The organism is Halorubrum sp. Boch-26 (genome assembly GCF_029889805.1).
GTDB lineage: Archaea > Halobacteriota > Halobacteria > Halobacteriales > Haloferacaceae > Halorubrum.
Map to the genome: position 1 here is coordinate 1 of NZ_JARANT010000067.1, position 14,564 is coordinate 14,564.

At 68.8% G+C, this 14,564-nt stretch carries 14 protein-coding genes; 6 read left to right on the top strand and 8 right to left on the bottom strand.

The annotated features are described in order from the left end of the window. Window positions 1-842, top strand: an 842-nt coding sequence (gene larE / locus OQF71_RS10255; protein WP_280587503.1) for an ATP-dependent sacrificial sulfur transferase LarE, incomplete at its 5' end; no start/stop codon positions are given. 90 nt (window positions 843-932) lie between these two features. Continuing rightward, window positions 933-1,136 carry a hypothetical protein gene (locus OQF71_RS10260; protein WP_280587505.1) on the top strand — a complete coding sequence of 68 codons (204 nt, stop codon included), beginning with the start codon at window positions 933-935 and terminating at the stop codon, window positions 1,134-1,136. A gap of 209 nt (window positions 1,137-1,345) precedes the next feature. On the opposite strand, the gene OQF71_RS10265 is transcribed toward OQF71_RS10260, so the two are convergent. The 5 genes from OQF71_RS10265 to OQF71_RS10285 form a co-directional block, all read right to left on the bottom strand. Further along, window positions 1,346-2,683 (bottom strand): glutamate-1-semialdehyde 2,1-aminomutase, encoded by a 1,338-nt coding sequence (locus OQF71_RS10265; protein WP_280587506.1) that lies wholly within the window; start codon window positions 2,681-2,683, stop codon window positions 1,346-1,348. A 178-nt stretch (window positions 2,684-2,861) separates the two neighbouring features. After that, complete coding sequence (locus OQF71_RS10270) at window positions 2,862-4,535, bottom strand: ammonium transporter (protein WP_280587507.1); 1,674 nt, start codon at window positions 4,533-4,535, stop codon at window positions 2,862-2,864. Between the two features lie 504 nt (window positions 4,536-5,039). Further along, the gene (radA, locus tag OQF71_RS10275) at window positions 5,040-6,071 is read right to left on the bottom strand and encodes a DNA repair and recombination protein RadA (RefSeq protein WP_280587509.1); all 1,032 of its coding nucleotides are present in this window, start codon (window positions 6,069-6,071) and stop codon (window positions 5,040-5,042) included. A gap of 200 nt (window positions 6,072-6,271) precedes the next feature. Further along, the gene (locus OQF71_RS10280) at window positions 6,272-6,772 is read right to left on the bottom strand and encodes an ACT domain-containing protein (RefSeq protein WP_280587510.1); all 501 of its coding nucleotides are present in this window, start codon (window positions 6,770-6,772) and stop codon (window positions 6,272-6,274) included. A 76-nt stretch (window positions 6,773-6,848) separates the two neighbouring features. Next, window positions 6,849-7,328, bottom strand: coding sequence for a histidine kinase (locus tag OQF71_RS10285; RefSeq protein ID WP_280587511.1), 480 nt, complete (start codon window positions 7,326-7,328; stop codon window positions 6,849-6,851). A 188-nt stretch (window positions 7,329-7,516) separates the two neighbouring features. Between OQF71_RS10285 and OQF71_RS10290 the strand changes: the two genes are divergently transcribed. Then, the gene (locus OQF71_RS10290; RefSeq protein ID WP_280587512.1) at window positions 7,517-9,745 is read left to right on the top strand and encodes an ATP-dependent DNA helicase; all 2,229 of its coding nucleotides are present in this window, start codon (window positions 7,517-7,519) and stop codon (window positions 9,743-9,745) included. Between the two features lie 3 nt (window positions 9,746-9,748). Here OQF71_RS10290 and OQF71_RS10295 read toward each other — a convergent pair whose 3' ends face one another. Next, complete coding sequence (locus OQF71_RS10295; protein ID WP_280587513.1) at window positions 9,749-10,108, bottom strand: hypothetical protein; 360 nt, start codon at window positions 10,106-10,108, stop codon at window positions 9,749-9,751. Window positions 10,109-10,201: 93 nt separating this feature from the next. Beyond that, entirely contained in the window at window positions 10,202-10,759 is a 558-nt protein-coding gene (locus OQF71_RS10300; protein ID WP_280587514.1) for a TATA-box-binding protein, read from the bottom strand. Between the two features lie 87 nt (window positions 10,760-10,846). Between OQF71_RS10300 and OQF71_RS10305 the strand changes: the two genes are divergently transcribed. The 3 genes from OQF71_RS10305 (at window position 10,847) to rpiA (ending at window position 14,026) form a co-directional block, all read left to right on the top strand. Continuing rightward, window positions 10,847-11,956, top strand: a complete 1,110-nt coding sequence (locus OQF71_RS10305; protein WP_280587515.1) for a THUMP domain-containing protein — start codon at window positions 10,847-10,849, stop codon at window positions 11,954-11,956. 178 nt (window positions 11,957-12,134) lie between these two features. Continuing rightward, the gene (locus OQF71_RS10310) at window positions 12,135-13,262 is read left to right on the top strand and encodes an ORC1-type DNA replication protein (RefSeq protein WP_008847302.1); all 1,128 of its coding nucleotides are present in this window, start codon (window positions 12,135-12,137) and stop codon (window positions 13,260-13,262) included. Window positions 13,263-13,300: 38 nt separating this feature from the next. Next, window positions 13,301-14,026, top strand: a complete 726-nt coding sequence (rpiA, locus tag OQF71_RS10315) for a ribose-5-phosphate isomerase RpiA (RefSeq protein WP_280587518.1) — start codon at window positions 13,301-13,303, stop codon at window positions 14,024-14,026. Window positions 14,027-14,152: 126 nt separating this feature from the next. Here rpiA and OQF71_RS10320 read toward each other — a convergent pair whose 3' ends face one another. Further along, window positions 14,153-14,320 carry a DUF1931 family protein gene (locus tag OQF71_RS10320; RefSeq protein ID WP_004047560.1) on the bottom strand — a complete coding sequence of 56 codons (168 nt, stop codon included), beginning with the start codon at window positions 14,318-14,320 and terminating at the stop codon, window positions 14,153-14,155. Window positions 14,321-14,564 lie beyond the last annotated feature (244 nt).

Below are 14,564 nucleotides of genomic sequence, written 5' to 3' on the forward strand. Positions count from 1 at the left end.
CCGCCTCCCCGGGCCGCCCCGCCCCCGCGGTCGTCGCCGCGCTCGCGCGGGACGCCCTCGGCGACGACGCGGTCGCGTGCACGGCGCGGAGCGAGACGCTGCCGGCCGCCGAGCTCGACGACGCGACGCGGGTCGCCGACGAGATCGGGATCCGCCACGAGACGGTCACCTTCTCCGAGCTCGACGATCCGAACTTCGTCGCCAACGACGGCGACCGGTGTTACCACTGCCGGACGATGCGGCTCGGGCGGATGTACGAGACGGCCAAAGACCTAGGTATCGACACGGTGTGTGACGGGACCAACGCCGACGACCCCGGCGAGGGGCACCGCCCCGGCCTGCGCGCGGTCGAGGAGCTCGACGTGTTCTCGCCGCTTCTGGACGCCGGGATCTCGAAAGCGGAGGTCCGCGAGATCGCGGCGGCGTACGACCTGTCGGTCGCCGACAAGCCGTCGATGGCGTGTCTGTCCTCGCGGATCCCGACCGGACTCGAAGTGACGGAGGAGCGGCTGACCCGCGTGGAGAAGGCCGAGCGGGTGCTCCGTGAGTGGGGGTTCGAGGGGTTCCGCGTCCGCGACCACGACGGGCTCGCGCGGGTCGAGATCGCTCCGGACGAGCTGGAGCGCGCGCTCGATCCGGCGTTCGCCGACGCCGTCCACGAACACCTCACCGACCTCGGATTTGACCACGTCACCCTCGACATGGCGGGTTACCGGACCGGGAGCGTGAGCCCGGCTGGCGCGGAGAGAGACGACGCGGCGGACGGTGGCACAGCGGACGCCGCCGAGAGCGACGCGACCGACGGTGCGGCCCTCGATCTCGGCCGGCGGTACCCGCGCTGAGCGCGCGAACGAACCGCAACCGCGCAGTCCGTTATCACCCGTGAGACCCCGACGCGAACGCTTATATTCCGTGTTGAGAAACCGCCAGCCATGGGCGAAGCACAGACGCTCGCGGTCATCGCCGGCGGCGTCGGCGGGTCAGTCGGCGCGTTCGTCGGCGTCGCGGTCGGCGGGAGCGCGCTCACGGCGACGCTGACGACGCTCGTCGTCGCGCTGTTGGTGGGCGGCGGCGTGGTCGCGAGCGCGGTCATCGCCGGCGACGTGGAGTTCTTCGCGAGCGCCGACGGCGAGTAGGACGACCGGAGAACTTCGGCTGTGTATCTGTACGCGATCGAATGCCGTTTAGCGGGACCCGCATCCGAGGCTCCGGCTGATCGATTATAAACCGGTGACCGCAGCTCGGCGGTGAACACCGACGAAGCCCGGCCGCGAGGAGTCCTGCGCGCTCACCGTTACACACTGGCTCACTGCCGAGGAACTGTCTCACCCGTTCCTGCTCGCTATCAGATCGCTTCCCGGTACGCCTCCAAGGTCCGCTCCACGTCCTCCTCCGTGTGCGCGTAGGAGGTGAACTGACACTCGAACTGGTTCGCGGTGAGGAACACGCCTCGCTCTTTCATCTCCTGCCAGAACACGCGCTCCCAGCGGTCGGTCGCGACGCTGGCGACGTCGGCGCCCGTTTTCGGACAGCTGTCGTACCGGGCGCAGTCGGGATCTTGCCGGCACCCGCCCGCACAGCAGGCGTCCGGATCGTCGGGGGCGTCTCGGGTAAAGACCGTCTTGAACATCGAGTCCGTACCGACGACGGTGTACTCGGGCGCTCGCTCGGCGCATATCTCGGCTATCCCCTCGCGGAGCGTCCGCCCGAGCCGATTGACGTGCTCGTACACGTCGTTCTCGGCGGCGTACTCCAGCCCGGCCTTTCCGGCGGCCATCGTCACCGGGTGTCCGGAGAAGGTGCCGGACTGGAACACGTCGCCCGCGGGCGTGAACCCCTCGATCACGTCGGCTCGCCCGCCGACGGCGCCGACCGGGAACCCGCCACCGATGATCTTGCCGAACGTCGTCACGTCCGGGGTGACGCCGAACTTCGACTGCGCGCAGCCGAGTCCGCCCACGCGGAACCCGGTGATCACCTCGTCGAAGATCAGCAGGGCGCCGTGGTCGTCACACAGGTCACGGAGCGTCTCGTGGTAGCCGTCGATCGGAGCGACGATCCCCGTGTTGGCGAGGATCGGTTCGACGAGGACGGCGGCGATCTCGTCGCCGTGCTCCGCGAACACCTCCGCCGCGGCCTCCGGATCGTTGAACGGAATCGGGAGAGTATGCTCGGCGAACGCCTCGGGGATCCCGGCCGTCGACGGGTGCGCGTCACCCGGCGACCCCTCGACGAGCGTCGACTCTTGTGCGCCGTGGTACCCCCCCTGCATGACGACGATCTTGTCGCGGTCGGTGTGCCCGCGCGCGAGCCGCACCGCCGACACCGTCGCCTCCGTCCCGGAGTTGACGAACCGGATCGACTCGACGCTCGGGACGTGTCGCGCCACGAACTCGGCGTGTTCGACCTCGATCTCGGTGGGCGCGCCGTACATCGGGCCCTCCGCGACGTGCGACTGGACCGCCGCCTCGACCGGGTCTGGCAGGTCGTGGCCGTACAGCAGCGGTCCGTATCCCATCACCCAGTCGACGTATCGACTGCCGTCGGCGTCGATCACGTGGCCGCCGTCCCCCCGCTCGACGAAGAAGGGGTGCGGCATCGTCGCTCGGACGGAGGAGTTGACCCCGCCCGGCATGACTGACAGCGCGCGGTCGTACAGCCCGCGGGAGCGCTCGTGGTTCATGGCCGGCGGTTGGACCGGAGGGATGAAAGTAGTTGTCGACCGGGGCCGCGACGGGGTCGGATCCCCCGGGTTCGGGCCGGTCGGTGCCGCGGCTCGGTACCGCGGTGTCAGCGAGAAAACGCATGTCGAGATCGACCGATCGGTTCGCCTTCCCTCAAGCGTCGGCGCCGGTGGCGACTTACACCGCCTCCGGACCGGTCGTTCCGGTGCGGACTTGTAGCGCGTCCTCGACCGGCATGATGAACACCTTGCCGTCGCCGGGCTCGCCGGTCTTCGCCGCGTCGCTTATCGCCCCGGCGACCTCGTCGGCCGGGATGTCGGCGACGACGACCTCGACTTTCACCTTCTGGTGGAGGTCGACCGTGAACTCCTCGCCGCGCCACTGGCCCTTCTTCGCGGGCTGGCTACCGCGGCCGGAGACGTTCGTCACGGTGAGCGACGGCGCGTTGATCTCCGCGAGCGCCTGCTTGATCGCCCCGAGCTTGTCGGGGCGGACGACCGCCGTGACCATCTTGATCTCCGAGCCGGCCTCCTCGCCGCCGTCGGCGCGCGGAGAGTCGTCCGTGGTGTCGACGACGGAGGGACCGCCGTCGGTCGCGACGTTCGCGCGACCGAACTCGGGGTACGTCTCGACGCCGTGTTCGCTGACGTCCAGCCCGTCGCGCTCGTGGTCGGGGGTGACGCGGGCCTGCCCGACGGCCTTGAACGCGCCGAAGACCACGGCGGTCGCGACGACCGTCCACGCGGTGATGGCGACGACGCCGATGACTTGGGAGACGAGCAGGTCGACGGAGAAGCCGTTGATGCTGACGAACGGCAGCGCGACGACGCCGATGACGCCCGCGGAGCCGTGGACCGGGAACACCGCGCACACGTCGTCGATCTTCATCGTGTCCGAGACGAACTCGAACACCAGCGGGAGCTGGAGGCCGCAGACGAGCGCGACCAGGATGGCGCCCCACCAGGTGGCCAGATTCGCGATCCCGGTGACCGCGACGAGGCCGGCGAGCACGCCGTTGGCGACGTAGAGGGTGTCGACCTTCTTCGTGAGGTACATCGAGCCGAGCGCCGCGCCGACGGCGCCGGCGCCCATGCCGAGCGTCGTCGTCAGCGCGACGCGACCGACCGCGGCGTAACCGCCGAGCGCGAGCTCGCCGGACTCGGTGACCGAGAACACGGTCGCGGTCGTGCCGACGTTGAAGCCGTACCAGCCGAACGCCAGGATGAGGGTGCCGAGCACCGCGAACGTCATCGAGTGACCGGGGATGACGTTCGTGGATCCGTCCTCGCTGTAGCGGTCCATGCGCGGACCGAGCATGTACGCCGCGGTGAGCCCGGCGATACCGCCGACGCCGTGGACGATCATCCCGCCCGCGAAGTCGACGAAGCCGACGGCGGCGAGGGGACCGCCGCCCCAGGTGATGCCCGCGACGACCGGGTAGATGACCGCGGAGATGGCGACCGTGTACGCCACGTACGCACGGAGCTTCGCGCGGCCCGCGACCGCGCCGGAGACGATCGTCGCCGCCGTCATCGCGAAGACGGCGCCGAACAGCCAGCTGTTGATCCATCCGCCGTCGCTGAGTGCCGACGCCGGGGAAAATCCGCCGCCGCCCGCGACGCCTTCGATCCCGAAGCCGACCAGGAAGTAGACGAGGACGCCGACTCCCCACGTGAGGAGGTTCTTCGTGAGCTGGTTCGCGACGTTCTTCGCGCGCACCTGCCCCGCCTCGAGCATCGCGAAGCCGGCGTGCATGAAGAATATCAGGAAACAGACCATCGCGACCCACATCAGGTTCACGCCCTCTGCGAGGACGCTCGGATCGATGCTCGCGAGTACGCCGGTCGTCACGAATCTCCCACCTCAACTGAACGTACGTCCTTCAAACAGCGCGCTTCGTTCGTGTTCATGTGCTGAATCACGTTTCGACACCGGGGAACAAGAATATATAAACGTTCGAGTTGAGTTTCACAACAAAAATCTTTGATAATACAGAGTATGTCAGATATAAGGACGAATACATGGTGTTTAAGGATGTATTCTCGGCGAACTTTCCGCAATCTTTGCGATCGAACCGGACGGACGTTTTATAGCTTTGTTGTCAGAAACCCCCGTATCGACCGTTTTCGGGGCTCGCGGTCCCGGGCGCGGTGGCTGCTGGCGATTTTTGCCGATCGGTTTTCCGGTAATACCTGCAGTATGGCGTCAAACGACCGATATCTGCCGTTTCGGGCGTTCCACGAGGAAGTTTACGTTCGTCAACCGGATCTGTGGTTCAGTTTCCATCCGGGCGCCGTGCCGTTCGTTCGCGTTCGGATCGGCGACCGACGGTACCGGTCGAGCGGTCAGTTCCGGCTACTCCGGCTTCAGTCCCGCGCCCTGCACGCGCATCACGGCCTCGCCGTCGGCGAGGTTCGGCGCGTCGACGAGCCGGACGATCCGCTTGTCGCCCTTCGACTTGCGGAGGTACATCCGGAACGTGGAGGCGTGTCCGAGGATGTTCCCGCCGATCGCCTGCGTCGGGTCGCCGAAGTAGGAGTCGGGGTTCGACGCGACTTGGTTGGTGACGAGGATAGCGGTGTTGAACAGATCACCGAGTCGCATCAGGTCGTGGAGGTGCTTGTTGAGCTTCTGCTGCCGATCGGCGAGCTCGCCGCGGCCGACGTACTCGGCGCGGAAGTGGGCGGTCAGGGAGTCCACGCAGACGATCCGGACAGGCCACTCGCTCTCCTCGTGTTCGCCGGCGAGCTCCTTGGCCTTCTCCGCGAGCAGGATCTGGTGGTTGGAGTTGAACGCCTTGGCGACGTGGATCTGGTCGAGGAACGCCGCGATGAGCTCCTCCATCGCCTCCTCGTCGCTCGGGGTACCCTCGATCTCGCGCCGCTCCATCTCGTCGGCGAGGATCTCGTCGTCGAGTCCGCGCACCATGTCGTCGATCCGCTCCGGGCGGAACGTGTCCTCGGAGTCGATGAAGATACACCCGCCGTCGAGGCCCCCGTGCTCCGGCGGAAGCTGGACGTTGACGGCCATCTGGTGGGTCACCTGCGACTTCCCGGACCCGAACTCGCCGTACACCTCGGTGATCGACTGCGTCTCGATACCGCCGCCGAGCAGGTCGTCGACCTCGTCGATCTGCCACGAGAGCTTGCCGATCTCTTGGCGGCGTTCGAGCACGGTCGCGCCCGTCTCGAAGCCGCCGACGTCGGCCGCCTCCCGGGCGGCGTTGATAATGTCGCTGGCGGACGACTCGCCGATGTCCGCGGTGTTCGACATCTCGCCGGGGCTGGCGACGGCGATCGATTGGTAGCTCTCGAACCCGTTCTCGACGAGCTTGTCCGCGGTCGCTGGGCCGACTCCGGGGAGGTCTTCGAGTTCGTCTTCAGGCATGTACACGACCCTTGTTCGCCATTCCGTATAAAGACTGGTTTACACCCTAGTGAAAGTAAAATACACGCGGGCGACGCGCTCGGTACTGCGTCGGCTCCGTATGTGAGGCTCCGTGCGGGAACGCCCTCTCTCCGTGCGGGCGAAACTGGTCGGTCCGGAGAAACTCATTCCGCCGCGCCGCCGTCACGCCCGCCGCTCGGTCAGAACCCCACGCGCCGGACGTACCCGAGCTCGCGGATCTCGACGAGCAGCTCCCCGGGCAGCTCCGCGTCGGTGATCACGTACAGCTTCGGGTCGTCGGTGAACTCGGGGTCCTCGCTCAGCACCTGCCGGATCGAGACGCCGTGGTCGGCCAATATTCCGGTCACCTCGGCGACGATCCCGGCCTCGTCGGCGGCGGCGACCTCGATGGTGAGGACGGTGAGATCGAGGACCGGCGCCAGGTCCATCAGGCTCGGCACCGACGAGATGTTGGTGAAGATGCGCTTCAGATCGGGGTCGTCTAAGATCGCGTCCGTCGTCGAGTCGACCACCCGCCGGTCGACGTCGAACTCGCGCGCGATCCCGGTGTACGGGATCTCGATCCCGCCGGAGACGACGCGGCCCTCCTCGTTGACGGAGAAGCCGCGCTCTAAGAACAGCCGGATGACGGCCTGCTGGCTCGGTGACCCCTCGAACTTCTCGAGGATCTCGTCGAACATTCGTTACTACGTGCGGAGGCGGCGCGTCGGTATAAATGAGGGTGCGTCGCGCCCGTCGGGACGCCTGCAACGCCGATCAGTCTGCCAGGCCCGCGTACGCCCCGCCGAGCACGATCCCGTACGCGAGGTGACCGATCGCGCTCAGCGCGCTGACGTTGGGAAGCGGCGGATTCGCCGGAGAGCCGGCGGCGGAGAGCCACACCGGCATCACGATCACGGCCAGCGCGACCCAGACCGCGAGCCCGTACGCCGCGCCGACGCCGAGCGACGCCCCGGCGCGTTCACCGACCGAGGGCTTCAGCCCGACGAGCGCGGCGAAGCCGACGCCGAGGACGGCGCCGTGAGACAGGTGGATAACCCACCCGACGAACGGCGCTTCCGGCGGTGCGAGCCCGTACATCGACGGGATCACGACTTCCAACAGCGGGGCGGGAATCACGTACGCCATCATGAGTCCGAAGACGACGCTGGCGGCGAGCCCGCCGATCACGCCCGCCTTCCAGTCGCCCGTCTCGGTCGATACCTCGCTCGTCGCGGTCGCGGTTTCGGTCGCCATGACGCTTCGGCAGTCGCACAAGAATCGGTAATATATGCTGGTTACGTGCGTTCGCGGTGCACGGTCCCCGAACACATATCAGCCGTCGAGTCGACCTCGCTCGGACAGACCGTCGACTCGCCACATCTCCGGACCACTTCCGCCGCGGCACCCAACTCCTTTTAGCCGACGGCGACGAACTCCGTCCCGTGTCAGAGCCGCCGCATCTGCGGTTCTTCCCGTACGAAGAGCCGTATCCGAACCAGCGCGAGGCGATGGACAGGATCGCCAACGCGCTGGACCGCGGACAGGACGTGCTGTTCGAGGGGGCGCCCGGGACCGGAAAGACCCTCTCCGCGCTCGTCCCGGCCTTGGAGCACGCCCGCGAGCACGACCGGACGGTCGTGATCACGACCAACGTCCACCAGCAGATGCGGCAGTTCGTCGAGGATGCCCGCGCGATCACCCGCGCCGAGCCGATCCGCGCGGTCGTATTTAAAGGAAAGTCGTCGATGTGCCACATCGACGTCGACTATCAGGAGTGTCAGACCCTCCGAGACACCACCCGCGAGCTGGTCGAAACCGAGAGCGACGTCCGCGAGCTGGAGGCGCGCCAGCGCGAGCTGCTCGCCGAGAGCCGCGAGGGCGACGCTGGGGCGGCGGAGGCCCGCGAGGCGATCATGGACGAGCTCGACGAACTGGAGGCCGAGATCGACGAGTACGAGACCGCGAACGTCTGCGCTCACTACCGGAACAACCTCGTCGAGGACACCGACGAGTTCTTCGGGTGGCTCTTCGAGGACGTCCGCACCCCCGAGGACGTGTACGCGTACGCGGACGAGCGCGAGCTCTGCGGCTACGAGCTGCTCAAGGAGGGGATGGAAGGAGTCGATCTGGTCGTGTGCAACTACCACCACCTGCTGGATCCGAACATCCGCGAGCAGTTCTTCCGGTGGATCGACCGCGACCCCTCCGAGATAATCACCGTCTTCGACGAGGCCCACAACGTCGAGGACGCCGCCCGCGACCACGCCACCCGAACCCTCACGGAGTCCACGCTCGACGCCGCCTTGGAGGAGCTCACCGACAGCGATGACTCCCGCGCGGACGCGGCCGAGAACGTCGTCCGCGCGTTCCGCGACGCCCTGGTCGCGACGTACGACGACGCGCTCGGGTTCGGCGAGCGCGAGTCGGTCGGGGAGAACTGGGAGGACCTCTCCGTCGCCAACGAGGACCGACGAGACGACCTCACGCTCGCGTTCCTCCGCAACTACGAGGGGAAAGGGATCGACACGGAGACGGAGCTGGCCGTCCAGCTCGGTGGGGCGCTCGACGAGGAGTACGAGCGCCGCTACCGCGACGGCGAGACCACGACGCGGAGCGAGTGTCAGACGCTGCAGGTCGCCCGGTTCGTCTCGACGTGGATGGAGGAGGGGACCGAGCTCGGGCAGTACCCCGTCGTCTCCGTTCGCCGCGACGGCGCGGCCGACGAGGTGTACGGCCGCGCCGAGCTGTACACCTGTATCCCCCGCCGGGTGACCGAGGAGCTGTTCGGCGAGGTCGCCGCCTCGGTGCTGATGAGCGCCACCCTCCGTCCCTTCGACGTCACGAAGGACGTGCTCGGCTTGGCGGACGTGGCGGCGCTCGCCTACGAGATGGGGTACCCCGAGGAGAACCGCCGAACGTTCGCGGTCGACACGCCGCCGCTGTTCGCCTCCGAGCGAAACGACCCGGAGACCCAGGAGACGGTGTCGTCGGTGCTTCGCGACGCGATCCGATTCACTCCGGGGAACACGCTCGCCTTCTTCCCCTCGTACGCGGAGGCAGAGCGCTACCACGAGCGGCTCGGCGGCTCGGCGGGCGGCGGCGCGGCGAGCCGCGGCACCGGCGCTGGCGGCGGACTCGTGGGCGCCGACCTCGGATCCCTCTATCTCGACGCTCCCGGCGAGGACGAGGAGGAGCTGCGTCGCACGTTCGTCGAGAGCGACGACGCGACGCTGTTCACCTCGCTGTGGGGAACGCTCGCCGAGGGCGTGAGCTTCGACGCCGACGACGCCCGGACGGTGGTGGTCGTCGGCGTCCCGTACCCGCACCTCTCAGACCGGATGGAGGCGGTTCAGGACGCGTACAACCGGGCGTTCGCCGACCGCGATCGCGCCCGCGACCCCGGGTGGGCGTACGCGGTCGAGATCCCGACGATCCGCAAGACTCGACAGGCGATCGGGCGCGTGGTCCGCGGCCCGGACGACTTCGGGGTCCGGATCCTCGCCGACCGTCGGTACACGACCGCCGACATGGGGAAGTACTCGGTCCGCGGCGCGTTCCCGCCGGAGGAACGGGCGGAGCTGCTCGATATCGACCCCGAGAAACTGAAGTTCGCGATGCTGAACTTCTACGGCGACCACGACGCGTACGACGGGGCACCGCCGGAACCCTGATCTCTACCCGGGCATCGTCGCGAGCAGCAGCGAGACCCCGAGCAACACGATCCCGAGCAGCGTCGTGATCACGGCGTGAATCACGGTCATCCCGACCACGATCCGCCGGGGCTGATCGTAGCTCCACGCGAACATCGCGCCGTCGACGAGCAGCGCCGCGGGGACGAGCAGCGCCGCGGGGACGGCGAACGCCCCCCCGACAACGCCGATGACCGCCGGGAGCGGGCCGACGTAGAGTGCGCGGCGCGGGTCGATGTCGCCGAGGACGTTCCGGGCGGCGAGGTGGGCGGTCACGGAGAGGAACAGCGCGAACAGGAGCGTCGTCCCCAGCACCGTGATCGGCGTCACCGTCTGTAAGAGCATACGCGAGCTACGGGACGACGGGTAAAAGTGGTCGCGGGATCGGGTGGTCGCGGGATCGGGTGGTCGTGGGACGGGGTCGAGCGAGATCGCGGATCAGGCGAGCAGCCCGAGACCGTCCAGCTCCTCGACGATCACGTCGACGGCGGCGGCCGCGTCGTCGGGGCTCGTCCCGCCCGTGACGACGAGCTTCCCGCTGCCGAACAACAGCGCCACGACGTCCGGCTCGTCGAGCCGGTAGACGAGCCCGGGGAACTGCTCCGGCTCGTACTCGATGTGTTCGAGCCCGAGCCCGATCGCGATCGCGTTGAGATTGAGGCTCTCGCCGAGGTCGGCGGACGTGACGATGTTCTGGACCGTGATCTCGGGCTCGTCGATCGGGATCTGGAGGGCCCGGAGCTCGTCGAACACGATCGCGAGACTCTCGTGGACGGCGTCGATGGAGTTCGCGCCCGTACACACGATCTTCCCGGACCGAAAGATAAGCGCGGCCGATTTCGGGTCCGTGGTGCGGTAGACGAGCCCGGGGAACTGCTCGGGGTCGTAGTCGGCGCCCTCCAGGTCCATCGCGACGCTCTGGAGATCGAGCTCCTGCCCGATCCCCGTGGAGGCAACGACGTTCTCTATCGTGATCGTCTCCTTCGGATCGGCCATTACTACCGTTACGATCGCTTGAAACACTTAAAAAGGTGCGTGGTCGGAACCGCTATCCTCTTGCGAGCGCGCGTTCGACTCCGAGGCGTGTACTGGCTCGAACTCGCCGGGGAGACGGACGCGTTCGCCGCCCGCGAGGCCGCGACCGCGGCGACCGGCGTGGAGCTGCTCGCGCCCGGGGTCGCGAGCGCCGGGAGCGTCGGTCTCGGCGGCTCCGGTACGGCGGGCGACGGCGGCGTGAGCCGCGAGGACGACCGTGCCGCGGTCCGCCGGCTCGCCTACACCCGCGCCGCCCACGAGGGGATCGCCCGCACGGACGCCGACCTCGGCGCCGCCGCCGCCGCGCTCGACGCCGCCCCGCTCGATCGCTCGGGCACGGTCGCAGTGCGGGCCCGCAACGTCCGGAACACGACCGCCATCTCGACGACCGACGCCGAGCACGAGCTCGGCGGCGTCCTCGTCGATCGCGGGTTCGATGTCGACCTCGACGACCCAGACCACGTCCTGCGCGCCCTGTTCGCCGCGGGCGAGCGCGACGACCACGACGCGGTTCCCGGCGCCGACGGCGGCGACGCGTCGGTCTGCGCGCTCGGCTGGGTCGCCGCCGAGGCGGCCCGCGACTTCGCCCCGAAACCGACCGACCGGCCGTTCTTCCAGCCGGGGAGCATGGCGCCCGCCGACGCCCGCGCGTACGCCAACCTCGCCGGCGCCGCGTCCGGTCGGACCCTCCTCGATCCGATGTGCGGCACCGGCGGGCTCCCCCTCGAAGCCGGGCTCGTCGGGAGCGACGTGATCGCCTGCGACGCCCAGCGGAAGATGGTTCACGGGACGCGGGAAAACCTCCGGGAGTACGTGGGCGGCGCGGGCGAGACCCCGCGAGGCGACGGTCCCGAGAGCCCGAACTGGCACGTCGCCCGCGGCGACGCCACGGCCCTCCCCCTACGCGACGACGCGGTCGACGGCGTCGCCTTCGACGCGCCGTACGGCCGCCAGTCGAAGATCGCCCGCCACGAACTCGCCGACCTCGTCTCGGGAGCGCTCGCGGAGGCCGCTCGGGTCGCGCCCCGCGCCGTCGTCGTCGCCGACCGCGACTGGCGCGGGCCGGCGCGCGCGGCGGGCTGGACGGTCGACGCCGCCTTCGAGCGTCGGGTCCACCGGTCGCTCACCCGGCACGTGCTGGTGCTCGACCGGGCGTGAGTCCGGCCCGTCTCGCGGAGTGACCGCCGTGAGCGCGACGAGAACACGGCGTGATCTACCGTCCCGAGAGTGAACGACCAGTCGGTGATACTCGGCATCTGAGCGTCGCAGCCGACAAGTTTCAGTTTCACTCTCCCTCCGGGCAACGGTTAAGTGGACGGCCTCTCGTGGTGTGCACATGACCGGGGACGCCGGCGGCGACATGCTCTCGTGGGACGAGTCGGTGTTCCGCGACGAGTCGGTGTTCGAGATCGACCACGTCCCCGAGACGTTCCGCCACCGCGAGAGCCAACTGGAGAGCTTAAAGTACGCGCTCCGCCCAGCTGTCCGCGGCTCCCGCCCGCTCAACACGATGGTGCGCGGCCCGCCCGGGACCGGGAAGACCACCGCGGTCCAGAAGCTGTTCGGCGAGCTCGGCGCCCGCACCGACGTTCGGACGGTCCGCGTCAACTGCCAGGTCGACTCGACGCGGTACGCCGTCTTCTCGCGGCTGTTCGAGGGGATATTCGACTACGAGCCGCCCTCCTCCGGGATCTCCTTCAAGAAGCTGTTCGGCCAGATCACCGACCGGCTCGTCGAGGAGGACGACGTGCTCGTCGTCGCCTTAGACGACGTGAACTACCTCTTCTACGAGAACGAGGCCTCGGACACCCTCTACTCGCTGCTTCGCGCCCACGAGGCGCACTCGGGCGCGAAGATCGGCGTCATCGTCGTCTCCTCCGATTTGGGGCTCGACGTGATCGACGACCTCGACACCCGCGTGCAGTCGGTGTTCCGCCCGGAGGAGGTGTACTTCCCCGTCTACGACGCGACCGAGATCTACGACATCCTCTTCGAGCGCGCGAAGCGCGGGTTCCACGACGGCGTCATCGGCGACGCCGAGTTAGAGCGCGTCGCCGACCTCACCGCCGAGAGCGGCGACCTCCGCGTGGGGATCGATCTCCTGCGCCGCGCCGGGCTGAACGCTGAGATGCGCGCCTCGAAGACGATCGCGGAGGAGGACGTGGAGTCGGCGTACGACAAGTCCAAGCACGTCCACCTCTCGCGGTCGCTCCGCGGACTCTCGGAGTCCGAGCGCGCCCTCGTCCGCGTGCTCGCGGAGAACGACGGCGAGCGCGCGGGGACGGTGTACGAGGCGTTCCACGAGGAGACGGACCTCGGCTACACCCGCTACTCCGAGATCATCAACAAGCTCGACCAGCTCGGCGTGATCGAGGCCGAGTACGCCGACGTGGAGGGACGCGGCCGCTCCCGCGAGCTCTCCTTGGCCTACGAGGCCGAGGCGGTGCTGGACCGGCTGGAGTAGCCCGACGCCTTTTCAACCGCTCCCGCACAGTCGGAGGTATGAAGACGAGCGGCGGCGGCGACGCGGCGAAGCGACGCGCCGGCGAGTCGGCGGCGACGGCGGTCGACGACGGCGACGTCGTCGGGCTCGGGACGGGCTCGACCGCGGCGCACGCGATCCGGCGGCTGGGCGAGCGGGTCGACGCCGGGCTGGACGTGCGCGGCGTCCCGACCTCGTTCGCGAGCCGCGAGCTCGCCGCCTCCGAGGGGATCCCCCTGCTCGACCTCGACGAGGCGGTGGGGCCCGACGCGCCCGGGGTCGACGTGGCGATCGACGGGGCGGACCAGGTCGCGGTCGGCCGCGGAGACGAGCCGACCGCGGGTGCCCTGATAAAGGGCGGCGGCGCCGCGCACGCTCGGGAGAAGCCGGTCGACGCCGCGGCCGACCGCTTCCTCGTCGTCGCCGACCCCTCGAAAGAGGCGCCGGTCCTCGACAGGGCTGTCCCCGTCGAGGTGCTGCCCGCCGCTCGCTCGGTCGTCGCCGAGGCGGTCCGCGGGACGGGCGGCGAGCCGACCCTCCGCCGCGCCGAGCGGAAGGACGGGCCGGTCGTCACCGACAACGGGAACCTCGTGCTCGACTGCGCGTTCGGCGAGATTCGGGGGCCCTCAGGGCTCGCGACGACGCTCTCGACGACACCGGGCGTCGTCGAACACGGGCTCTTCGTCGACCTCGCCGACGAGGTTCACGTCGGGACGAACTCCGGAGTTCGGGTGCTCACGCGCTGACCTCGCGGACCCGGTCCCCCGGACACCAGCGAAACGAACGCGTCGCTGACGGTGAGGTGTGAGACGGACGCGTCGCTCTCCGGTCGGCGCGCGGTCGAAAAAATCGGATCGGAGGTCGCGTCCGCCTTAGAGGTCGCGCGGCTGGACCGTCTTCCGGTCGTTGGCCTCGGCGCGGCGCGCGGCGTCTTCAAGCAGCTCGTCCACTTCGTCGTCCAGCGCGTCGTAGAAGTCCGAAGCGACGTTCTTGTCGTCCAGGGCTTCCTTGACGGCCGCTTTGACAATAAGGTCTGCCATGCGATCGGTGGTACCCGTCGACAGTTAATAAGAGTTCCTGAATTCGACCGCGAGGGGCTCCCTGCGGCCCGTTCGCGAGGGGTCGGGGGAACGCTCTCTTATAAACTTTGTGAGAACGGTCGGCGATCGGAAACGATTTCGCCCGGATCGACTCGGAATGGCCCCGGAATCGATCCGGAATCGCCCCGATCCGGCCCGGGTCGGTCCCGAACGCGGGCCGGATCGCTCGTCTCGACCCCGCGCG